The sequence below is a fragment of the Flavobacterium sp. EDS genome, assembly GCF_020991525.1.
Lineage (GTDB): Bacteria > Bacteroidota > Bacteroidia > Flavobacteriales > Flavobacteriaceae > Flavobacterium.
The window spans coordinates 45433-68402 of record NZ_JAJMOZ010000011.1 but is presented as its reverse complement, the minus strand read 5'-3'; the positions used below and the strand labels follow the sequence as shown (position 1 = coordinate 68402).

Sequence of the window (22970 nt, the reverse complement as noted above, 5' to 3'; positions counted from 1 at the left end):
TATTAAACACTATTACCTTGAAAACAAATCAAAATACAACAAGTCATTTATTTGAGATTAATACAATCTCAAAACAAATTATTTTTGCCCTTTTATTACTACTTTGCTTAACTTCAATTATATCACCTCCAATAGCTTTATTATTAGGCTTATTAGTAGCCAATTTATCTGGAAATCCATTTTTACATTTTAATCATAAAGCAATTACTATTTTATTGCAATTTTCTGTTGTTGGATTAGGATTCGGGATGAATGCTACAAGCGCTTTAGCTGCTGGAAAAGAAGGACTGGTACTTACTATTGCCTCAATATTTAGCACTATTATACTAGGCTATTTTTTAGGAAAATGGTTTAAAATCGATAAGAAAACATCTCACTTAATCTCTTGTGGAACTGCTATTTGCGGTGGAAGTGCAATTGCTGCAATTGCGCCTGTTATAAAATCAGACGAAAAACAAACATCGGTAGCATTGGGAGTAATTTTTATACTAAACTCAATTGCATTGTTTTTATTTCCTTATATAGGACATGAATTAAACTTATCACAAAGAGAATTTGGGTTATGGTGCGCTGTAGCAATCCACGATACAAGTTCGGTAGTGGGAGCTGCTAATAAATTTGGAGCCGAAGCTTTACAAATCGCTACTACAGTAAAACTAGCACGTGCCTTATGGATTATTCCTATTGCTCTTCTTACAACTGTGCTTTTTAAAAACAAACAAACCAAAATTAAAATCCCTTATTTCATCGGATTATTCATTTTGGCAATGTTACTAAATACTTATGTGCCGCAAACTGCAATTATTGCACCTACATTGGTCCTACTTGCAAAAATAGGCTTGACAGTAACTTTATTCTTAATTGGAGCAGGATTAAACCTGAGTGTTTTAAAAACAGTAGGAGTGAAGCCTTTAATTCAAGGAATTTTACTTTGGATTGTTATTGCAACTTTTAGCTTAATTTCAATTTTATACTTTAATTAAACCGTTACAAAAAATTATTTTCACGTATAGAAACATGATTTATCAAAGTCAAAAATAAAATAAATAACATAATCTATGCTAAAATTACCTTTGATTATCAAGTCAAAATCTATGTCCACATGTACTAAATACCATTTTTATGAATTACTACCAACGGATTATAATTATTTAGTAAAAATGATTTTAAATTATTTCATGTTAGAGAATTTGATAATAGGCTTACCTACAATAATATACCATTTTCCATTAAATGAAAGACGTTTTTCAATCGTAAAATTAAATTGCTTTTTAGACTTTGCCAATTCTCTTATTTCTAAAGGAAGATCTACGTCATATTCGTCATCATTTCCTTTAGTTTTTTGATAAAACCCTTTTGTAGTAATCACAAAATCCTGGAAAAATTTTTTCTTACCATCATTAATTACAGCATAAGTACTCGACCATTCCGTATTTACTTCTCCATTTTTAATGAGACTATAATAACCAAGCTCCATTATGGGTTGATATTTTCCTCCAAAACCTGCAATAAGATAAAGATAACCTGAATAAGGGGCACCAGCACCACCATTTGCTTGAACTAATGTAAATGCATATTGATCTTCTCCTATTTGCACCAATTTAGGGGAAGGAGCTCGTGAGAATGCACCAAAAGCTGCGATTGCAGGTTGAAATGATCTCATTTGCCAAAGGTTACCATTTTTTGCAAACTTAGTAATTCCTACTAAGCCTCCAGAAAACCTTCCGGTTTGAGCACCATCTGTATCATAATTAGAATGATTGAATAATAGTAGCTTAAACTGATTTCCTTTTGAATCTACATAATCAATATCCTCAAGAACTCTTGTAGCAACTCCATCTTCGTATGGAAATAATTGATCTCCTTCAATTTCATTAGCATCCTTATAAGGAGCAGGTTTGCAATTATTACATTTCCAACTTATAAAGGTGTTATCATCAGAGAGTTTATACAACTTACCCGGGAATAATTTCTGCATTGTTTTTACAGGATTAAACGGATCAGATACTTGTAATGTTCTTTTTGGATTTAAAATTGTATCACTAACATTTTTTAATTGTACAATATCGTCTTCTTGTGCTGAACAGACTGAAGAAAATAAGAATATAAAAACATATAAATAGATAAGGCGCATATATTAAAATTTAGAGTAAAAATAGTACATATTTTTAAATGCTTATTCAAGACTTAAAATTAAACGAACAAAAATTAACATAATCTTATTCATATTCTTTCAAATCATATTTAATAAATTACATTTGTAGCCCTAATAAATATACAAAAATGAAAAATTACAAAATGAAACCTAAGTTTATTGCACTAATTGCGATTGGAATTGGTTTTTTATCATTATCGTGGGGAATTGTTGGTCATGAACGCATCAATAAAGCGGCAGTTATGGCACTTCCACGACCATTACTAGTGTTTTTTTATAATCATATCGATTTTATTACGCAAGAAGCATCAGTTCCGGATATTCGTAAATATGCATTAAAATACAAAGAAGAAAATCCAAGACATTATTTTGATATGGAAAACTTCGGACCTATCGATAGTTTACCAAAAACATTAGAAGAAGCAACTAAAAAATATGATCCTAAATTTTTATCTGATAATGGAATCTTACCTTGGTACATCGAAGAAATGATGATAAAACTTACTAAAGCTTTTAAAGATAAAAACCGTGCAGAAATATTATTTCTTGCAGCAGATTTAGGTCATTATATTGGTGATGCCCACATGCCTTTGCACACATCTATAAATCATGATGGACAACTTACAAACCAAAAAGGAATTCACTCTCTTTGGGAAAGTAGATTACCTGAAATATTTGCTAAAAACTATAAATTTAATGCTCCATCAGCACAATATATTGAGAACGTAAATAAAGCGACTTGGGCTATTATCACCGATACACACAGTTTAATCGAACCATTATTGGCCGCTGATAAAAAAGTTAGAGCTGCAACTAACGAAAAAGATATGTTTATTACTGACAAAGACGGGAATTTCATCAAAAGTAAATACAACTCTTTGCAATACACAGATGAATATGCTAAAAAATTCAACGCAACTTTAGATGGTATGGTCGAAAAACAGATGAGAAAAGCAATCACTGCTACAGCAAGTTTTTGGTACACTGCTTGGGTAAATGCTGGAAAGCCTGATTTAAGCGATTTGGACTCACCATCAGTTACGCAAAGAAACAACCAAGCTTTAAAAGATGATTTAAAATTATTTGAAAGCGGAAACCTTTTCGGAATGAAAAATCAAAATGACTAAAAAGAAAGGTTCTGAGCTACAAAGGTTCAAAGATTTTTTTAAGGGACTGAGACTCTAAGTCGCTAAGGTTCTGAAGACAAAAAGGCTCAAATTCAATAGAATTTGAGCCTTTTTTATTGTTTTTCACTTGCGAACTTAGCGTAAAACTTTGCAATTAAATTTTTAGAGCCTTTTAGCTTTCATATAGACTCAAATCCTTTGGGGCTTTGTTCCTTTGAGCCTAAGAACCTTTAAAAACTTTAATTCTTCTCATATTTCTTATGTTTCAGCATATCTGAAGCCGTTTGATAATAGGAGATTGTTTCATTTTCTAAATCTGTTCTTTCTTTACTTAATGGAGTTTGATCATAATAAATTTGATATTCAGGTGCGACACCTTCTTTTGGAGCTAGCTTTAATTGAAACTGTTTAACCACCTGTTTAGGCGAAAGTATTGTTAATACATTATCTTTTATCAATCCCATGTCCTGATATGTTGCGATAAAAGCTCTTGGTTTGTAATCCGATTTTAAAACATCTTCACCATAAAACTTACTTTCATAGCTAAAGTTCAATAAACCAAATAGAGTAGGCATAATATCAATTTGTGACATTAGTTTGTTGTATTTCTGCGCCGGAACAAATCCTGGGCTATAAATAAATGCTGGAATTCTATATTTATCAAGAGGAAGTTCTGTTTTTCCTGCACTCGATGCGCAATGATCGGCTACAATTACAAAAACAGTATTCTTAAACCAAGGTTGTTTGCTTGCCATAGCAAAGAATCTTTTTAACGCATAATCTGTATATTTTACACCTCCATCACGAGATTTCGCATCTCCTGGAATATCAATTTTACCATTTGGATAGGTAAATGGTCGGTGATTACTAACTGTCATAATATGATTAAAGAAAGGTTTATTCAGCTTAGCTTCAGCATTCATAACCTTTATTGCCTTATTAGACATGTCTTCATCACAAACACCCCAAACATTTGAGAACGTAATTTCATCACGAGTAAAACTAGATTTATCTACAATATCATAGCCATTACCAGAAAAGAAATCTCGCATATTGTCAAAATAAGCGTCACCACCGTAAAGATATTTAGTTGTATATCCCTTTTTCATAAAAATAGAACCTGTGGAGAACTTATTCTTATTGTCCTTTCTTTTAACAACACTTTCTCCCGCAGTAGGAGGAATAGATAAAGTTACAGCTTCTAGACCACGAACTGTTCTATTTCCAACAGCATATAAATTGGTAAATTCTAAACTTTTATCTGCTAAACTATCTAAAAATGGCGTGATATTCTCCTTATTACCATATCTTTTCATAAACTCAGCACTATAACTTTCAATCGTTATTAAAACAACATTTTTACGACTTTCGGGTGCGTCACATTGTATTTTTCTTAAAGTAGTTTCGCCAGAAATAGTTACTAATTGCTCTTTCAATATCCCATATGCCTGAGCGCTAGGGATTGTTTTATAAAATTTAAAATAATCTAAACTACTGTTTATGTAAGCTAAATAAAATTTATATAATCCGTTTGATTGTAATTCATCCGAAAATGTATTCTCTGAATTTTCAGTAAGCGCCAAGCGTGGAATCACAAATAGCGAAAAAGCAAAAAGTACAATGTACAATACTGAAATTTTTATCTTTTCAATAAATGAAGGAATATTATAAATGTAAGCACTTGTTCTTTTTACAATTAAATAAGTTACAGTTCCAGCAATTACAAATAAAGCAGAAAACAATGGAATAACAGGATACGACTGCATTATATTCCCAATGACTTCATTAGTATAAACTAGATAATTCACCGCAATAAAATTATATTTTACTCCAAATTCATTCCAGAAAAAATATTCACTAATTGCATTTTGTAAAATTAACAGCACATATAAAAAGATTACAAAGGAAAACAACCAAAATCTAATCTTGTCACGGTAATTGGGAAGAAAAAGTAATAAACCAAATAAAAATATTTTAATACCTAGAAATATTAGTACAATTTGTGGTAATGCTCCACCATATTCGTTTAGAATGCTTTTACCACTAGCAATATAAACAAATAGAGCCAAAAATATACCCAAAATAATATGACCTGTAGGTTTTAAATATTTAGAATTAGATATAAAAATAAGATACAACCACAAAAAAACACTAGCGATTACAAATACAAATACATCTGAAACTAATCCAAGTCCAAATATTTTTATTGTATCTAAAAAACTAAATGAAGTTTCGGTTATGGGATGAAAATATAAAACTAGTCTCAATACAAAGCTTACTAGCAAATAAAATAAAGTGAGATAATAAAACGGGGCGAGTTTTTTATATAATGTCATATTAAAAAGTTTGTTGCAAATTTAATTGTTTCTCTTTCTTCACTATCAACTTAACCTTCTGCATTCCTTAGTGTTACCTTAAGATTGTCTTAAGATAATGCATTTTATGTATATTAACAAAATGTTAATATCTTTTTTTTAAGAGTATTATTCTTGTCAAATATTTTTTTTTCAAATCAGAAATATGGAGTCATAACCAACACATACCAAAAACATTTATCTTTGAAATTAATAAAGTGGCTCATTACGTTTTTTCTAAAAGGCCATCAAATAAATTAAAAATACAAATAAATTAAAAAATGCATATTTTAATTGTCGAAGATGAAGCTGGTATTGTGCAATTTCTAAAGCAAGGTTTAGAAGAGGAAGGGTACAAAATATCGACTGTTTCTGATGGATTAGCTGGGTTTGAACTAACCCAGAAAGAAAAATTTGATCTAATTTTACTTGATTGGATGCTTCCAAAAATCAATGGATTAGATTTATGTAAAGCCATTAGAATTAAAGATACGGTAACCCCAATACTCTTTTTGACGGCAAAGGACACAGTTCTCGAAACTATTGAAGGATTAAAAGCTGGTGCAAATGATTATATCAAAAAACCTTTTAGTTTTGAAGAGCTCATTGAGCGAATTAAAATTCATTTTAGGAACCAAAATACTCCCGAAATACTAACCCTTGGAACTATCAAAATTAATTTAGCACAACATACCGTTTGTACCAATGACGTTAAAGTTTCACTTACACAAAGAGAATTTGATTTATTAACTTATCTGGTTAAGAATAAAGGAACTGTGTGTACTCGAAATCAAATATTACAGGCTGTTTGGCAAATCAACTTTGAGTACGACACGAGTGTTATCGACGTTTTTATGAATGCAATTCGAAAGAAATTGAATTTAAAAATCGAAGAAGATTACATCAAAACAATTCGCGGTATTGGCTACATTGCAAACGACTAATTAGATGCTACAATTATCATTCAAGGACCGAATCGCTTTCAACTATATTGCGATTACTGCATTATTAATTTTTGTGGTATTTTTTACTATCTATACAATTGTAAAACAAAATGTTTACAGCCATATTGATAATGATATCATAGTAGAAATTAAAAATCATTTAAATGAGATAAATTTTAAAAATGGTACTTTAACTTTGATTGATGTAAAGGAGTGGAACGAACGGGAACATAATACTGTTGACGTGAATCCAGTCTTTGTTCAATTTCTGGATTTAAACGGAACAATTATAGAAAAATCTCCCAATTTAAAATCCGAAAGCTTAGTTTTTCATAGTCAAAAAGAGAATTTTGAATTCTTTAATGCTAAGTTATTAGACAATATTATCAGACAAATACAGGTGCCTATTTATGTAGAAAATAAAAAAATAGGATCCTTAATAATTGCCATGTCCTTAACAGATTCTACAATGGTACTTGACAACTTATTCTATATATTAGTTGTTGCTTTTCCACTTATTTTGATATTATTATTTTTTATCGCAAGATTTTTTGCAGGCAGAAGTATTAAGCCTATTAATACTATTATCGAAACATCAAATAGTATCACCAAAGACAATCTAAGAACTAGAATTCCACTACCTGGAAATCGAGACGAATTGTATGTACTATCAAAAACAATAAACAGCTTATTAGACCGAATTGAGAACACGCTTGAAAGAGAAAAACAATTTACCTCTGATGCTTCACATGAACTGAGAACACCTTTAACAATAATAAAAGGAACACTTGAAGTATTAATACGTAAACCACGTGATAATAAAGAATATGAGGAAAAAATAAATTTTTGTATTTCTGAAGTTGACCGACTAAATACACTGGTAGATCAATTGCTGTTATTAGCCCGATTTGATAATACAGATCAAGGTCTAAAAACAGAGAAAGTATATTTAAATGCTTTAATTTTAGACACACTCTCAAGGCATTCAAATGCAATTCAGTCCAAAAAAATTCATTTCTCTACAAATTTTCAGAAGGATTATTGTTTAGAAACCGATCCCTATTTACTAACTATAATCTTAAATAACCTGATTTCAAATGCTCTAAAATATTCTAAGCAAGAAGGCACATTAGACATTGTAGTAACTGATATTTTAAATGGATTTGAATGCGAAATTATCGACTCTGGTATAGGAATTCCGTCTAAAGACATGCAAAAAGTATTCAATCAATTCTTCCGTTCACATGCTGAGTTGCATCCAGAAATAAAAGGAATGGGCTTAGGTTTATCTATTGTAAAAAAAATAAGCCTATTACTAGATATTCCAATTTCTGTTTCAAGCAAGTTAAATGAGGGAACGGTAGTAAAACTTACTTTTCTTAAAAATAGCCTAATTAAAACTTAATAAAGCATAACACTTTTCTTTAGACAAATGCTAATGTTTACAGGCTTTAACCTTCTAGAATTATTAAATTTAACAATAAAATCATTTTAAGTTAAATTAAAAATTGCTTTTTCATTAAATTATCTAGTATATTTGCAAACGAATCAAAGAAAAAAATAATTCAAGTTATGCCATTAATTCAATTACATCATCATCATTTTCATTATTGCTCTCAAGCGATGTGTTAATGGTATGCGTGTAAATCATCATATTTTAAAAACCCGTTTGAGTACATCAAACGGGTTTTTTTATACCTAATTCTTTGTACTCAGATTATTAATTTAAACCAAAAAACTAAAATGAGTACTTTAAAAATTGCAATTCAAAAATCAGGTCGTTTAAACGAAGAAAGCATTCAAATCTTAAAGGATTGCGGAATTTCGATAGACAACGGTAACGACCAATTAAAAGCCGAAGCCACTAATTTCCCATTAGAGGTTTTATTCCTAAGAAATTCAGATATTCCACAATATTTAATAGATGGCGTAGTAGATGCAGCCATCGTTGGAGATAATTTATTAGTCGAAAAAGGAAAAGGAATTCAAATTGCACAAAAATTAGGTTTTTCTAAATGCAAAGTTTCAGTTGCAGTACCTAAAGCATTCGAATACAACTCAATAAAAGACCTTAACGGATTACGCATTGCAACTTCTTATCCTAATACTGTTACAGATTACTTTAATTCATTTGGATTATCAGTAGACATTCACCAAATATCAGGATCAGTAGAAATTGCTCCAAACATAGGCCTTGCAGATGCAATTGTAGATATTGTATCAAGCGGAAGCACATTATTTAAAAACAACCTGAAAGAAGTAGAAATAATCTTAAAAAGTGAAGCTGTTCTTGCAGTTTCTCCAAAGATAAATCCAGAAAACCAAAAGCTAATTGATACGCTTAAATTTAGGATAGAATCAGTTCTTAGAGCTCGAAAATCAAGATATATCTTAATGAATATTCCAAATGATAAAATTGAAGAAGTGGGTAAAATACTACCCGTTTTAAGAAGCCTTACTGTATTGCCTCTAGCACAAGAAGGATGGAGTAGTGTTCACTCAGTAATTGATAAAGATACTTTTTGGGATGTAATTGACAAACTAAAAGATGTAGGAGCCGAAGGAATTTTGGTATGTCCAATAGAGAAAATGGTACTTTAATAAAAGCACTGCTTTTTAGCTTTAAGCTCAAAAAACGACATCACAAAGTAAACAAAGCTTAAAGCATAATTCAAAAATAACAATGAAAAAGATATACAATCCAGCTGCAGAAACTTGGTTAGAAATATTAAAAAGACCAACCAAAACAATCGATGATATAGAGACTACGGTTAAAGAAATATTTAAAGAAGTACAAAAAAAGGGAGACGAAACTGTTTCAAAATACACTTCTATCTTTGATGGTATTGCTTTAGATACTAATGTAGTATCGCAAAATGAAATAAACGAAGCAATTGCTTTGATACCCAATGAACTCAAAGAGGCTATTCAATTAGCAAAAAACAATATTTACAAATTCCACACGGCACAAAAAACCGAAAGAATAACTATTGAAACCACTGAAGGAGTTACTTGCTGGCAAGAAAAAAGGCCTATCCAAAAAATTGGTTTGTATATTCCAGGAGGAACAGCCCCTTTATTTTCGACAGTTTTAATGCTTGCCGTTCCTGCTGCAATAGCAGGTTGTAATGAAATCGTTTTGTGTTCACCACCAGATAAAAATGGAAAAATAAATCCTGCAATTTTATATGCTGCAAATTTATGCGGAGTAACCAAAATCATAAAAGTAGGAGGCATTCAGGCAATTGCAGGAATGACTTTTGGCACAGAAACAATCCCTAAAGTATATAAAATATTTGGTCCAGGAAATCAGTTTGTAACTGTAGCAAAACAACTAGCAACACAGTTTGGTGTAGCGATAGACATGCCAGCTGGTCCTTCAGAATTACTGGTTGTGGCTGATGATAGCGCCGTTCCAGCTTTTGTAGCTTCCGATTTATTGTCGCAGGCAGAACACGGAACAGATAGTCAGGTAATCTTAGTTTCTACATCTAAAGCACTGATTGATGCTGTAGAAAATGAAATTCAGTCTCAAATAACTCTTTTACCAAGAAAAGAAATCGCCGAAAAAGCAATTGCAAATTCAAAGCTGATTTATGTTGAAAATAATACAGTTGCTTTAGAACTAATTAATGAATACGGACCAGAACACTTTATTATTTGTACTGAAGATGATGATTTTTACTCAGATGGAATCTATAATGCGGGATCCGTTTTTATTGGCAATTATACTCCCGAAAGTGCAGGCGATTACGCATCAGGGACCAATCATACTTTGCCAACAAACGGTTACGCTAAGAATTACAGCGGAGTAAATCTTGATAGCTTTATGAAGTCAATGACTTTTCAGAAAATAACCAAAAAAGGAATCCTGAATATCGGTAACGCCATTGAAGTTATGGCAGAAGCCGAAGGATTACAAGCTCATAAAAATGCAGTTACCTTACGATTGAAGCAGATAGAAAAAAGAGAATAGAGAATTAAGTAAGAGGATAGAGAATAGAAGCAAGAGAATAGAGTAAAGAAAATAGATAATAGAGAGTAAATGAAAGGTTAAAAAGAACATAGACTAAAGAAAATCAATACTATGTTTTTAAAGCCAATGTCTATTATCTATTCTCTTTCTTCTATAAATTAAAAAACAATAACATGGAAAATTTTGATATAAATAACTTAGTTCGCACAAACGTAAAAAAATTAAAACCCTATTCGTCTGCACGCGATGAATTTGAAGATTTTGATACCGCCAACATGGTATTTTTGGATGCTAACGAAAATCCATATGAAAACGGTGTAAATCGTTATCCAGATCCACAACAAAATAACGTAAAGCAAGTTTTAGCAAAACAAAAAAATGTCAACCAAAATCAGATATTATTAGGAAACGGAAGCGATGAAGTACTCGATTTACTATTTCGTGCATTTTGCGAACCTAAAAAAGATAATGTGATATCATTACCACCAACATACGGCATGTATAGTGTGTTGGCAAATATAAATGACGTAGAAAATAGAGAGGTCTTACTCTCAGAAGACTTTCAGCCACAGATTGAAAAAATCTTAAGCGCTGTAGATGAAAATACTAAAATTATCTTTTTATGCTCACCAAATAACCCAACAGGTAACTCATTTTTAGATGAGAGTGTGGTTACATTATTACAGAATTTCAAAGGCTTGGTAGTTATTGATGAAGCGTACATCGATTTCTCTAAAAAAGAAAGTTGGATTAACGAATTGGATGCGTATCCTAATTTAATAATTACTCAAACCCTCTCAAAAGCATATGGATTAGCAGGGATACGATTAGGAATTTGCTATGCCACTAAGGAGGTTGTTTCTATTTTAAACAAAATAAAACCACCCTATAATGTAAACGAACTAACACAACAAAGAGCAGGTTTACGCCTAAAAGAAAATGCTAAAATAAATACAGAAATAGCTTCTATTATTGCGCAAAGAGAGCAATTACTTAAAGTATTACTTAATATAGATTATATTAAAAAAATATACCCAACCGAAGCCAATTTCATTTTAGTAAAAGTAGATGATGCCAACAAAAGATATGATGAATTAATTGCAAAAGGAATCGTTATAAGAAATAGAACAACTCAGCCATTATGCGAAAATTGTTTGCGATTAACTGTTGGAACTGAGGTCGAGAATAAAAAATTAATTGAAGCATTAAAATTATTGAATTAAAAGAATAGGCTACAGATTTCGCAGATTAAACAGATTATTAAAATTTTCCCTCAATAAAAACCCCTCTTTAATCTGTAAAATCTGTGACAAAAAAAATAAACCATGAAAAAAGTACTTTTTATAGACCGTGACGGAACAATGGTTCTAGAACCAGCAGATTACCAATTGGATAGTTTTGAAAAATTAGAATTCTACCCAAAAGCATTTCAATATTTGGCTAAAATTGCCAATGAACTAGATTATGAATTAGTAATGGTAACTAATCAAGACGGATTAGGAACCGATTCTCATCCTGAAGAAACATTCTGGCCAACACATAATTTTATAATAAAAGCATTTGAAAATGAAGGAGTTGTTTTTGAAGCAGTTTTTATAGACAAAACCTTTCCACATGAGAATGCACCAACACGTAAACCTAGAACTGGAATGTTAACACAATACATAAACAATCCTGCATACGATTTGGAAAATTCATTTGTATTGGGAGATCGTCTAACAGATGTAGAATTAGCTAAAAATCTAGGTTCTAAAGCTATTTTCATTAATACCGATGAAGGTTTAGGTAGTACTGAAGTAGCATCAAAAAGAGAAGAATTAGATCCAGTAATCGCATTACAAACCACTGATTGGAAAACAATATATGAGTTTTTGAAGCTTGAAGCACGTTCAGCTACAATAACACGCAAAACCAACGAAACTGATATTTACATCAACCTGAATCTTGACGGAACTGGAAAAAGTAAAATCGAAACAGGAATTGCATTTTTCGATCATATGCTAGATCAAATTGCCCGCCACGGACAAATGGATCTTGAAATTCTCGTAAAAGGAGATCTCGAAGTCGATGAACATCACACAATCGAAGATACCGCAATTGCATTAGGTGAAGTTTTTGCAAAAGCATTAGGAAACAAACTAGGAATTGAGCGTTATGGTTTTTGCTTACCAATGGACGACTGTTTATCGCAAGTTGCCATAGATTTTGGGGGTAGAAACTGGTTGGTTTGGGAAACCGAATTTAAACGTGAAATGGTTGGAAAGATGCCTACTGAGATGTTTTATCATTTCTTTAAATCATTCTCGGATGGCGCCAAAGCAAATATCAACATCAAAGCCGAAGGAACAAACGAACACCATAAGATAGAAGCTATTTTTAAAGCTTTCGCAAAAGCAATAAAGGTAGCCGTAAAAAGAGATACCGAAAAAATGTTTTTACCAAGTACAAAAGGAATGTTGTAAAAAATGTTTCAAGTTTTAGGTTTCAGGTTCGATATGTAACTTGAAACTTTAAACTTTAAACCTGAAACAAAAATTAAATGAAAATAGTAATTATAGATTACGGTGCAGGAAATATTCAGAGCATTATGTTCGCAATTGAAAGATTAGGATATAAAGCTACTTTAAGCAATAATCGTAACGAAATAAGCACTGCAGATAAAGTCATTTTTCCAGGTGTTGGCGAAGCAAGCTCAGCAATGGAAAAATTAGTAGAAAGCGGTTTAGATTCTTTGGTTCCAAATCTAAAACAACCCGTTTTGGGAATTTGCTTGGGAATGCAATTAATGTGTAAATCAACAGAAGAAGGAAATACGTCTGGATTAGGAATTTTTGATGTTGATATAATAAAATTTAGACCTACAGTAAAAGTACCACAAATGGGTTGGAATACCATTTACAATCTGCAATCTTCTTTATTTACCGGGATTAACGAAAACGAATATATGTACTTAGTACATAGCTATTATGCACCACTTTGCAAAGAAGCAATTGCTACAACAAATTACGGTGCAGAATATGCATCGGCATTACAAAAAAACAATTTTTATGGAACTCAATTTCACCCAGAAAAAAGTGGAAATATAGGAGAACAAATTTTGTCTAATTTCATTAAATTGAATGATTGAAAAATTTAAAGATTGAAAAAAAATCAAAAATCTTTAAATTGTTTAATTTTTAAATCTTTTAATAAAAAAACATGAGAATAATACCAGCCATAGATATTATCGAAGGGAAATGTGTTCGCTTATCCAAGGGAGATTACAACACCAAGATTATTTACAATGAAAACCCACTCGAAGTAGCCAAATCATTTGAGGCACACGGAATAGAATACTTGCATTTAGTAGATTTAGATGGAGCAAAATCAAGCCAAATTGTGAATTATAAAATTCTGGAGCAAATTGCAACAAGAACAAACTTGAAAATTGATTTTGGAGGCGGATTAAAATCCGATGCCGATTTAAAGATTGCTTTCGAGAGCGGTGCAAACCAAATTACTGGCGGAAGTATTGCAGTAAAAAACAGAGAAATATTCGAAAAATGGATTGCTGAATACGGTTCTGATAAAATAATACTTGGAGCAGATGCTAATAATGAAAAAGTTGCTGTTTCAGGTTGGCTAGAAGATTCTAACGAAGATCTAATCCCATTTATACAAGATTATCAAGGAAAAGGAATTCAGTACGTTATTTGTACCGATATTGCAAAAGATGGAATGCTAGAAGGTCCTAGTTTTGAATTATACACCAAGATTCTGGCTCAAGCCAATGAAATAAAACTTATTGCCTCTGGTGGGATTTCAACATTTGACGAATTACCAAAACTAGCTGAGTTGGGTTGTGAAGGAACAATTATTGGGAAAGCAATTTACGAAGGAAGGATTTCATTGAAACAACTTGAACAATATATAATTAGATAATGAGAAAATTTAATAATTAGATAATTACAACGTTCTGTGAAACAATTGTCTAATTGACGAATTCTCAAATTTTATAATGAGAAAATTTAATGATTGGATAATTACAACGTTGTGTGAAATAATTGTCTAATTGACGAGTTCTCAAATTTTATAATGAGAAAATTTAATAATTAGATAATTACAACGTTCTGTGAAACAATTGTCTAATTGACGAGTTCTCAAATTAACACATTAAAAAAAATGTTAGCAAAAAGAATTATTCCTTGTCTTGATATAAAGAACGGAAGAACTGTAAAAGGGGTAAATTTTGTAGACTTACGTGACGCTGGAGATCCAGTAGAACTAGCCAAAATATATTCTGATGAAGGCGCAGATGAATTGGTTTTTTTAGATATTTCAGCAACAGAAGAAAGACGAAAAACCTTAGTAGATTTAGTTCGTAAAGTGGCGTCAACAATTAAGATTCCATTTACTGTAGGCGGTGGAATTTCATCTGTAGAAGATGTTGCTATTTTACTAAATAATGGAGCCGATAAAGTCTCTATAAATTCTTCTGCAGTAAAAAATCCGCAGTTAATTAATGATCTAGCTCAAAAATTTGGAAGCCAATGCGTGGTAGTCGCCATCGACGCAAAACAAATTGACGGACAATGGATTGTGCATTTAGTAGGAGGAAAAGTCCCAACAGAGTTAAACCTATTCGATTGGGCATTAGAAGTTGCAGAGCGAGGAGCAGGTGAAATTTTATTCACATCGATGGATAATGATGGAACAAAAAACGGATTTGCAAATCAAGCCTTAGCCAAGCTTTCAGAATTAGTAAACATACCAATAATCGCATCGGGTGGAGCAGGCAACATACAGCACTTTATAGATGCTTTTAAAGAAGGAAAGGCAGATGCAGCACTAGCAGCAAGCGTTTTTCATTTTAAAGAAATTGAAATCAAAGACTTAAAACAACAAATTAAAAATAACAATATAGAAATTCGAATCTAGTTTTTTTTAAGACTTTCGACTTTATAACTTTTGACTAAATATTATGAATATAGATTTCTCAAAAAACAGCGACGGATTAATCCCAGCAATAATACAGGATAGCGAAACCAAAAATGTGTTGATGCTTGGCTACATGAACGAAGAAGCGTATCAAAAAACGATAGCAACTCAAAAAGTTACTTTTTATAGCCGCACCAAGAAACGATTGTGGACAAAAGGCGAGGAGAGTGGTAATTTTTTACACTTAAAAAGTATCAAAAATGACTGTGATAATGATACCTTATTAATTCAGGTACAACCCGAAGGCCCAACCTGTCATACAGGAACTGACAGCTGTTGGCAAGAAGAAAACAAAACTACTTACGGCTTTATAACAAACCTTGAAAATACAATTAAATCAAGAAAAGAAAATGCCGATTCAGAAAAAAGCTATGTTGCTTCACTATTCAAATTAGGCATTAACAAAATTGCTCAAAAAGTAGGAGAAGAAGCTATAGAAGTAGTTATTGAAGCCAAAGATGATAACGATGATTTATTCTTGAGCGAAAGTGCCGATTTACTTTTTCACTATCTTATATTACTGCAAGCCAAAGGCTTTCAATTAAACGATGTGGTAGATGTATTAAAAAAACGTCAGAAGTAATCGTTACTGATATTTTTTAGATTTTTAATACCTGTATCATTTTCTTACAAAAACTATAAAAGGATATTTCTATGAATATAATAACCTTTGTCAATTTTTAGATTGACAAAGGTTAATTTGTTTATATACATCATTTTATAATGATAGCATAACTCTTTTTGATCTACAAATATTTCTTAGCAACATCAATAGATTAAAAGTAAAATAGTATTATTAATTTAAAAATATGTTATTTTTCTTATTTTTAATTAACTTAAATAATTCTAATTCTTGTTAAATTAATTTAATCAATCCAATAGTTTCATTATACTTGCAAAAAATAATGCAATATGAATATAGAAATAACGAAAGAGAAATTTTTGAATAATGAAAATTTAAGCCCAGAAGAATTACTTTTAATTTTAAAAGATAGCATAGAAACTGTTTTAAAAAAAGGAAAGTTTGAAAACAAAATAAATGCTTTTTATACTAAACATAATTATACACTTATACTAAAAGCTCTCTCAGAGAATCAAATAGAAATTCCATCACATTTAAATTTTAAAATGGAAAATATAGAAAGACTCATCAAAATAGAATACAAAAAAGACTTTAAAGTTATGAGAAACCTAGGAGGAGCACTAATAGTAATAGGATTAGTCTTTACGATTTTAATTATAAAAGATCCTTATTTTAATACTAATTATAGACTTACTCATTCAGAAAAAAGAATGATTCAATTTATTGTTATTACAATCCTAGCTGGTTTTGTATTCTTATTTAGAGGAATCATCAAGTTAAAAAGCCTAAAATAATTAGTATTACTTACTCCAAAAACACAAAAGTTTTAAATTGTTCTGGTTTATGAAATCCATATTCTAAATTACTATAAGAGGAAATTGCAAGATACTCAGTTCTATTACCATAATCAATCCTAAAAAGATTGCCTTTCCATTTTGTACCAACAACAGGAGTTATAAAACCTGAATCTTTAATAGAAGTCAGACTAGAAAACGGAATCATAATTTCAACATCATAACCGTCGGTAGTAATTTTACTAACGGTTTTCATTCCTAAAATATCCAATGAAATATCCGTATCCCAACCGCCACATGAAGGCGAAACACAATGAATAATCATATCGTAATTACTCGAAAAAGCATTCACACCAATCTCAATATAGTTTTGAGAATCTCCATCGGGATCAAAAAACAACTCGACCAAATCATCTATTTTAAATAATTGTGTATCATTCTTTTTAGCTGATCCCACAATTGTAGAATCTTTACTCTTATAAGCAAGATATAAGTTTGTATCATCCCATGAAAGAGAAACATACGTGTCTTGCGTAGCTTTTAATCCAGAATTATGAATAACAAATGGACCGATAAAAGGAGTCTTCCAATCGGATAAATCCCCATCAATCGCGATAGGATTTGTTATTCTATGAATTGGAAAAATTTGCGAATAAGATGTAAAAGAAATACCAAAAACTACAACATAAAACAAACAGGGGAACTTCATAGACTGAATATATAGTTTTATACCGCACTAAAATAAACAAGAAATTTCAGATAACAATAAATTAAATTCAAATTAGCTTGAATTTAATTCGATTGGTTACATTTGTTGAAATAAAAATTTCACCAAAAAATTAACGATAACCCAAAACTTTAATTCATGAAAAAATGTTTTAGCGCTATTTTTTTCGCTGCATTTATTTTTAATTATGCAGGCGCACAAGGACTTCTTAATAAGTCCGAAACTACCTTTACAAGACAAGATACCTTACGCGGTAGTATTACCAAAGAAAGAGCTTGGTGGGATTTAAAATACTACCATCTAGATGTAAAAGTAAATCCTAAAGACAGTACAATTACGGGATCAAATACAATTAAATATACAGTTTTACAGGATTATAACAAAATGCAAATTGATTTGCAAAAACCAATGGATATCTACAAAGTAGTCCAAGATGGAAAAGAATTGAAATTTGAAAGAGAGGGAAATGCATTTTTTATTCAATTAATCGCAAACCAAAAAGTTGGTGAAGTAAAAGAAGTAAAAGTATTTTTTGGAGGAAAACCTAAAGTTGCTGTCCGACCACCATGGGATGGAGGTATTACTTGGAGAAAAGATAGTAATGGAAATGATTTCATCGCTTCATCATGTCAAGGATTAGGAGCAAGCATTTGGTGGCCAAATAAAGATCATATGTATGACGAGGTTGAAAATATGCTTATAAGTGTAAACGTTCCTGGGCACTTAACAGATGTTTCTAATGGTCGCTTGCAAAGCATTAAAAAAGAAAAAGACGGTACAAAAACTTTCAATTGGTATGTAGCAAACCCAATTAACAATTACGGCGTAAACATAAACATAGGTGATTACGTTAGTTTCTCTGAAAAATATAAAGGAGAAAAAGGGAATTTAGATTGTAATTACTACGTTTTAAGAGAAAATTTAGCGAAGGCTAAAACACATTTTAAAGATGTGCCAAGAATGCTTAAGGCATTTGAACATTGGTTCGGTCCATATCCATTTTACGAGGACAGCTATAAACTAGTCGAAGCGCCTTATTTAGGAATGGAGCATCAAAGTAGTGTAACATATGGTAACGACTATAAAAACGGATATAAAGGGCGTGATTTAAGCGGAACAGGCTGGGGATTAAAATTTGACTTTATCATTATTCATGAGTCAGGGCATGAATGGTTTGCTAACAATATCACTTATAAAGATATTGCCGATATGTGGATTCATGAAAGTTTTACCAACTATTCTGAAAGCCTTTTTGTTGAATATTATTATGGTAAAGATGCAGGTGCAGAATATGTAATTGGATGCAGAAAAAACATTAGTAATGACAAACCTATCATTGGTAACTACGATGTAAATAATGAAGGTTCAGGCGATATGTATCCAAAGGGGGCAAATATGTTACATACAATGCGTCAAGTGATTAACGATGATGCCAAATGGAGAGAAATTTTAAGAGGTTTAAACAAAACTTTTTATCATCAAACAGTTACAGGTAAACAAATTCAGGATTATATTAATACACAATCAGGCATTAATTTCAACAGGGTTTTTGCACAGTATTTAACCACAACTCAAATTCCGGTTTTTGAATATATCTTTAAAAATGGAACATTTGGATACCATTGGACCAACTGTGTTGCCAAATTTGATATGCCTGTTAAAGTTAAACTAAACGGCGAAGAAATATGGCTGAAGCCAACTACAGAATGGAAGTCGGAGAAAATAACAAGCGATAAACGAACAGTTGAAGTAGATAAAAATTTCTATGTAACAAGTTCTAATATTGTAGAATAAATTTTAAAAAACATCTTCTGAATAAAAGCAGTAAAGGCTTCCCAATAGTGGAAGCCTTTTTTATTTACTATAATTAAAACACAAGATTTTAAAGATATAAACAAGCTATTCTTACAAATATTTAAAAACAAGTAATTTATAAAAATATTTTTTTTAATTTAGACAGTACCAAATTAAACCATAAAAGTTTAATTATTAACAAACTAAAAAGCGTAATCCGAAAAGCTAAAGAGTAGGAAAAAATTAAATTATTACAATTATGAAAAATTTAAAAAACCTAAAAAACATTGAAATTATTACTAATGCTGCTCAAAAACTTATTTTCGGAGGTGTAAAACTCCCATATGTAAATCCAACAATCGGCTTATGCGATAGATTGTGTGGAGAAGCAGGAGGAGTACTATCTAATACACCAGGAAGAGGTGATGTTTGCTTACAGGGAACATCAACATGCTGTTATTGCAGATAATAAAATATACAAGAAAGACTTCCATAAGGAAGTCTTTCTTTTTAATATGTATAAGAAAAACAAACTAAAAAACTTGTTTTTTTAAGCTAAGAAAATCTGTCTCAGCTCTTAGTACCTCAGAAACTTAGTTTCTTAGAACCTAAAAAAACTACCTATTAATAAGCTTCGCTTTTTCCTTCATAATATCAGCAATTTTTCGATTCTCAATTTTGCTTTCAAGCCATGAAATAATATCCAAATATAAAAAAGCTCTTTTTTCATAAGTATTTTTTTCTAGCTCAATAAAACGCTCACGCATCTTTATAAATTCCTTCTTGATATCATTAGGATAGAAATTATTTAGATTCTTTAAGAACTTAATAATTTCTTTCTGCACTTCGTGTAAGTCATTCATTTTCAATAAAAACTTATACGTGTTTTTCAATTGATTCTCTAAATAATAATCTTTTCCTAATTCGTAATGAACAATAAGACACAATATTCGGGAGAAACACATTAAGTCTTCACGCATCGAAAGATTTTTATTATTTATAATTTTCTCTAAATAAAATATAGACTCATTATACTTCTCATTACCAAAATAAATACAAGCAATTTTATAAAAGAACAACATTTCGTGATGCTCATCAAGATGCTCATTATGCAACTTTATTTTATCTAAAATTTCAGGAATCAAATATTCACTTTCAGCAAAAGATGCATCAAGAATATGATAGTTTAGTTTATTGTTATACAGATATAAGAACGACAATGAAGCAACATTATCATTAACTGGAAAACGGGAATCATTAATAGTTTCTTCTAATAAAGTCAAATACTTCTTGAAATTCGATTTGTACTTTAACATATAAAGTGACTCCAAGAAATAATTATTCCCTTTTAAAAAGAATACAGGATTCAGATAAATCATATTTGGATTATCATAAAATAAGGTAACCCATTTATAAGAATATTTATAGCTAGCTAAAAAATCCTGAACCAAGAAACTACGCCATAAATTGGCATTATAAAACCAATATTTTTCACGGAAACCAAACTTACTTTCGTCTAATTTGGCAATATGTTTGTTAAAGTAATCATCAATATATTTATATTCTTCATCACTCTTAACATAACCAGTTTTTAGCATTATACCATATAACTGTAGAGACAGATTAGAAAGCTTACTAGAAATTGTATTGCGATAATTTAATTCTTTGGCCTGAATTACTAATTCGTCTGCGCGTCCTTGAATACTTCGCGTAATGTACTGAGACTCGATTAATTTCTCAAATTCAACAATTTCATACGCCATATATTTTTCGTCGTTCTCCATTGCTTGTATTTTGGTTTTATCCAAAATCTTCAAGCTCTGTTTATACAAACCTTTATTATATAGGATAGCAGCAAAATCAATTTGCTCACGTAGTTGATAACGAATGTTTTGACTAGGAATATTCAGGCGAATACTAACCAAAATCTGTTTGTATAGATACGATTTCAGATTAGATAATTGTACTTTTTTAATAATTCCACTTTTCAAAATAAGCTTCTCATCATAGACTTCAGATTTGTCTAAAATATTAAAAAGCTCGATAAATTTTGTATTTGAGCTCGTCTCTAATCGACTAGCAAAAATCTTAAATTGTCTCTTTTCTGATTTGGAAAGGGATTTTATTAATACAAATAAAAAATCTTTTTGATGGTTAGCCATTGTAAAATATAATAATGTAATTTATTGATATTTAGGTAGTTAATAACTTTTAAATTGTGTTATGAACAGTATATTTTCATTATAATGAATTTCATACTAAAGTAATACAATATATGTTTGTTATCAGGATGTGAAATTACATTAAATATATTAAAATGAATAGAGAGAAAGTTCAAATTTTTGACACCACCTTAAGAGATGGCGAACAAGTCCCAGGATGTAAGTTAGATACAAAACAAAAGTTAGTGATAGCAAAGCGCCTGGATGAAATGGGAGTTGATATCATTGAAGCTGGTTTTCCTGTGTCTAGTCCAGGAGATTTTTTATCAGTCTCTGAGATTTGCAAAATTGTAGAGAACGCCACCGTCTGTGGTCTTACAAGAGCAGTAAAAAATGACATAGATGTTGCAGCTGCGGCATTAAAACATGCAAAAAAACCAAGAATCCATACAGGAATCGGAACATCTGAATCTCACATCCTCCATAAACTAAACACAACCAGAGAAGATATTATAGCAAGAGCAAAATTTGCCGTATCACACGCAAAATCATATGTAGAAGATGTAGAATTTTATGCCGAAGATGCTGGTAGAACTGATAATGCATTCCTTGCAAAAGTTTGTGAAGAAGTAATAAAATCAGGTGCTACTGTGCTTAATATTCCAGATACAACAGGATATTGCTTGCCAGAGGAATATGGAGCAAAAATTAAATATTTAAAAGAAAACGTAAAAGGTATTGAAAATGTAATTCTTTCATGCCATTGTCATAATGATTTAGGAATGGCAACAGCAAATTCAATTGCAGGAGCTATAAATGGAGCAAGACAAATCGAATGTACGATTAATGGTATTGGAGAAAGAGCCGGAAATACAGCGCTAGAAGAAGTAGTGATGATATTTAAACAACATCCTTACTTAAATCTAGATACCAATATTAATACAAGACAGCTAAACGAAATGAGCCGTTTAGTATCTGAAAGTATGGGAATGATTGTACAACCAAATAAAGCCATAGTAGGAGCAAATGCTTTTGCACACAGTTCAGGAATTCACCAAGATGGCGTAATAAAAAACAGAGCAACATACGAAATCATGGATCCACTAGATGTAGGAGTGAATGAATCTTCGATTATACTTACAGCAAGAAGCGGAAGAGCGGCATTAGCATATCGCGCTAAGAAAGTAGGCTACGAACTTACCAAAGTGCAATTAGACATTGTATATGTTGAGTTTTTAAGATTTGCAGATATTAAAAAAGAAGTTTTAGATGAAGATATTCATCAAATCATAGAAGCTTGTAAAATAGAAAGTGAATTAGTTAGAAGCTAATTATAAAAAATAAATATAAGATTTAAATACATAAAGAACGAGGCAT

The 22970-nt window shown here is 30.9% G+C and carries 20 protein-coding genes; 16 read left to right on the top strand and 4 right to left on the bottom strand.

What is annotated here, in order from left to right; translation table 11 throughout:
- Positions 1-17: 17 nt before the first annotated feature.
- Positions 18-983: a putative sulfate exporter family transporter gene (locus tag LPB87_RS15460; RefSeq protein ID WP_230728478.1), complete on the top strand. Its 966-nt coding sequence runs from the start codon at positions 18-20 to the stop codon at positions 981-983.
- 188 nt (positions 984-1171) lie between these two features.
- Here the strand turns inward: LPB87_RS15460 and LPB87_RS15455 are convergent, their stop codons facing one another.
- Entirely contained in the window at positions 1172-2134 is a 963-nt protein-coding gene (locus LPB87_RS15455) for a hypothetical protein (RefSeq protein WP_230728477.1), read from the bottom strand.
- Positions 2135-2283: 149 nt separating this feature from the next.
- Between LPB87_RS15455 and LPB87_RS15450 the strand changes: the two genes are divergently transcribed.
- Positions 2284-3282, top strand: a complete 999-nt coding sequence (locus tag LPB87_RS15450; RefSeq protein WP_230728476.1) for a zinc dependent phospholipase C family protein — start codon at positions 2284-2286, stop codon at positions 3280-3282.
- A 239-nt stretch (positions 3283-3521) separates the two neighbouring features.
- Here LPB87_RS15450 and LPB87_RS15445 read toward each other — a convergent pair whose 3' ends face one another.
- On the bottom strand, positions 3522-5618 hold the full coding sequence (locus tag LPB87_RS15445; protein WP_230728475.1) for an alkaline phosphatase family protein: 2097 nt from the start codon (positions 5616-5618) through the stop codon (positions 3522-3524).
- A gap of 299 nt (positions 5619-5917) precedes the next feature.
- On the opposite strand from LPB87_RS15445, the gene LPB87_RS15440 reads away from it, so the two are divergent.
- The 11 genes from LPB87_RS15440 (at position 5918) to LPB87_RS15390 (ending at position 16910) form a co-directional block, all read left to right on the top strand.
- Positions 5918-6580: a response regulator transcription factor gene (locus tag LPB87_RS15440; RefSeq protein WP_129538454.1), complete on the top strand. Its 663-nt coding sequence runs from the start codon at positions 5918-5920 to the stop codon at positions 6578-6580.
- Between the two features lie 4 nt (positions 6581-6584).
- The gene (locus tag LPB87_RS15435; protein WP_230728474.1) at positions 6585-7985 is read left to right on the top strand and encodes a HAMP domain-containing sensor histidine kinase; all 1401 of its coding nucleotides are present in this window, start codon (positions 6585-6587) and stop codon (positions 7983-7985) included.
- Positions 7986-8323: 338 nt separating this feature from the next.
- On the top strand, positions 8324-9181 hold the full coding sequence (gene hisG / locus LPB87_RS15430; RefSeq protein WP_230728473.1) for an ATP phosphoribosyltransferase: 858 nt from the start codon (positions 8324-8326) through the stop codon (positions 9179-9181).
- Between the two features lie 82 nt (positions 9182-9263).
- A complete protein-coding gene (hisD, locus tag LPB87_RS15425; RefSeq protein WP_230728472.1) occupies positions 9264-10556 on the top strand; it encodes a histidinol dehydrogenase in 1293 nt (430 codons plus the stop codon).
- A 173-nt stretch (positions 10557-10729) separates the two neighbouring features.
- Positions 10730-11779: a histidinol-phosphate transaminase gene (gene hisC, locus LPB87_RS15420; RefSeq protein WP_129538450.1), complete on the top strand. Its 1050-nt coding sequence runs from the start codon at positions 10730-10732 to the stop codon at positions 11777-11779.
- Positions 11780-11881: 102 nt separating this feature from the next.
- Entirely contained in the window at positions 11882-13018 is a 1137-nt protein-coding gene (gene hisB / locus LPB87_RS15415) for a bifunctional histidinol-phosphatase/imidazoleglycerol-phosphate dehydratase HisB (protein WP_230728471.1), read from the top strand.
- A 77-nt stretch (positions 13019-13095) separates the two neighbouring features.
- On the top strand, positions 13096-13683 hold the full coding sequence (hisH, locus tag LPB87_RS15410; RefSeq protein WP_230728470.1) for an imidazole glycerol phosphate synthase subunit HisH: 588 nt from the start codon (positions 13096-13098) through the stop codon (positions 13681-13683).
- Between the two features lie 71 nt (positions 13684-13754).
- Positions 13755-14477 (top strand): 1-(5-phosphoribosyl)-5-[(5-phosphoribosylamino)methylideneamino]imidazole-4-carboxamide isomerase, encoded by a 723-nt coding sequence (gene hisA / locus LPB87_RS15405; protein ID WP_230728469.1) that lies wholly within the window; start codon positions 13755-13757, stop codon positions 14475-14477.
- Positions 14478-14717: 240 nt separating this feature from the next.
- A complete protein-coding gene (gene hisF / locus LPB87_RS15400; protein ID WP_230728468.1) occupies positions 14718-15473 on the top strand; it encodes an imidazole glycerol phosphate synthase subunit HisF in 756 nt (251 codons plus the stop codon).
- Positions 15474-15516: 43 nt separating this feature from the next.
- A complete protein-coding gene (hisIE, locus tag LPB87_RS15395) occupies positions 15517-16116 on the top strand; it encodes a bifunctional phosphoribosyl-AMP cyclohydrolase/phosphoribosyl-ATP diphosphatase HisIE (protein ID WP_230728467.1) in 600 nt (199 codons plus the stop codon).
- A 329-nt stretch (positions 16117-16445) separates the two neighbouring features.
- The gene (locus tag LPB87_RS15390) at positions 16446-16910 is read left to right on the top strand and encodes a hypothetical protein (protein ID WP_230728466.1); all 465 of its coding nucleotides are present in this window, start codon (positions 16446-16448) and stop codon (positions 16908-16910) included.
- 10 nt (positions 16911-16920) lie between these two features.
- On the opposite strand, the gene LPB87_RS15385 is transcribed toward LPB87_RS15390, so the two are convergent.
- Positions 16921-17619: a carbohydrate-binding family 9-like protein gene (locus LPB87_RS15385; RefSeq protein ID WP_230728465.1), complete on the bottom strand. Its 699-nt coding sequence runs from the start codon at positions 17617-17619 to the stop codon at positions 16921-16923.
- Between the two features lie 156 nt (positions 17620-17775).
- Between LPB87_RS15385 and LPB87_RS15380 the strand changes: the two genes are divergently transcribed.
- Together LPB87_RS15380 and LPB87_RS15375 are read left to right on the top strand one after the other, a co-directional pair.
- Positions 17776-19431 carry a M1 family metallopeptidase gene (locus LPB87_RS15380; protein WP_230728464.1) on the top strand — a complete coding sequence of 552 codons (1656 nt, stop codon included), beginning with the start codon at positions 17776-17778 and terminating at the stop codon, positions 19429-19431.
- Positions 19432-19690: 259 nt separating this feature from the next.
- Positions 19691-19900, top strand: a complete 210-nt coding sequence (locus LPB87_RS15375; protein ID WP_129538441.1) for a hypothetical protein — start codon at positions 19691-19693, stop codon at positions 19898-19900.
- Between the two features lie 148 nt (positions 19901-20048).
- On the opposite strand, the gene LPB87_RS15370 is transcribed toward LPB87_RS15375, so the two are convergent.
- Positions 20049-21593, bottom strand: a complete 1545-nt coding sequence (locus LPB87_RS15370; protein WP_230728463.1) for a hypothetical protein — start codon at positions 21591-21593, stop codon at positions 20049-20051.
- 155 nt (positions 21594-21748) lie between these two features.
- Here LPB87_RS15370 and LPB87_RS15365 point away from each other — a divergent pair, with 155 nt between their 5' ends.
- The gene (locus LPB87_RS15365; RefSeq protein ID WP_129538439.1) at positions 21749-22924 is read left to right on the top strand and encodes a 2-isopropylmalate synthase; all 1176 of its coding nucleotides are present in this window, start codon (positions 21749-21751) and stop codon (positions 22922-22924) included.
- Positions 22925-22970 lie beyond the last annotated feature (46 nt).

Bases quoted from the DNA above. Each gene is read 5' to 3' on its own strand.
- LPB87_RS15455 (WP_230728477.1), bottom strand. From the start codon at position 2,134: ATGCGCCTTATCTATTTATATGTTTTTATATTCTTATTTTCTTCAGTC.
- LPB87_RS15450 (WP_230728476.1), top strand. From the start codon at position 2,284: ATGAAAAATTACAAAATGAAACCTAAGTTTATTGCACTAATTGCGATT.
- LPB87_RS15445 (WP_230728475.1), bottom strand. From the start codon at position 5,618: ATGACATTATATAAAAAACTCGCCCCGTTTTATTATCTCACTTTATTT.
- LPB87_RS15440 (WP_129538454.1), top strand. From the start codon at position 5,918: ATGCATATTTTAATTGTCGAAGATGAAGCTGGTATTGTGCAATTTCTA.
- LPB87_RS15435 (WP_230728474.1), top strand. From the start codon at position 6,585: ATGCTACAATTATCATTCAAGGACCGAATCGCTTTCAACTATATTGCG.
- hisG (WP_230728473.1), top strand. From the start codon at position 8,324: ATGAGTACTTTAAAAATTGCAATTCAAAAATCAGGTCGTTTAAACGAA.
- hisD (WP_230728472.1), top strand. From the start codon at position 9,264: ATGAAAAAGATATACAATCCAGCTGCAGAAACTTGGTTAGAAATATTA.
- hisC (WP_129538450.1), top strand. From the start codon at position 10,730: ATGGAAAATTTTGATATAAATAACTTAGTTCGCACAAACGTAAAAAAA.
- hisB (WP_230728471.1), top strand. From the start codon at position 11,882: ATGAAAAAAGTACTTTTTATAGACCGTGACGGAACAATGGTTCTAGAA.
- hisH (WP_230728470.1), top strand. From the start codon at position 13,096: ATGAAAATAGTAATTATAGATTACGGTGCAGGAAATATTCAGAGCATT.
- hisA (WP_230728469.1), top strand. From the start codon at position 13,755: ATGAGAATAATACCAGCCATAGATATTATCGAAGGGAAATGTGTTCGC.
- hisF (WP_230728468.1), top strand. From the start codon at position 14,718: ATGTTAGCAAAAAGAATTATTCCTTGTCTTGATATAAAGAACGGAAGA.
- hisIE (WP_230728467.1), top strand. From the start codon at position 15,517: ATGAATATAGATTTCTCAAAAAACAGCGACGGATTAATCCCAGCAATA.
- LPB87_RS15390 (WP_230728466.1), top strand. From the start codon at position 16,446: ATGAATATAGAAATAACGAAAGAGAAATTTTTGAATAATGAAAATTTA.
- LPB87_RS15385 (WP_230728465.1), bottom strand. From the start codon at position 17,619: ATGAAGTTCCCCTGTTTGTTTTATGTTGTAGTTTTTGGTATTTCTTTT.
- LPB87_RS15380 (WP_230728464.1), top strand. From the start codon at position 17,776: ATGAAAAAATGTTTTAGCGCTATTTTTTTCGCTGCATTTATTTTTAAT.
- LPB87_RS15375 (WP_129538441.1), top strand. From the start codon at position 19,691: ATGAAAAATTTAAAAAACCTAAAAAACATTGAAATTATTACTAATGCT.
- LPB87_RS15370 (WP_230728463.1), bottom strand. From the start codon at position 21,593: ATGGCTAACCATCAAAAAGATTTTTTATTTGTATTAATAAAATCCCTT.
- LPB87_RS15365 (WP_129538439.1), top strand. From the start codon at position 21,749: ATGAATAGAGAGAAAGTTCAAATTTTTGACACCACCTTAAGAGATGGC.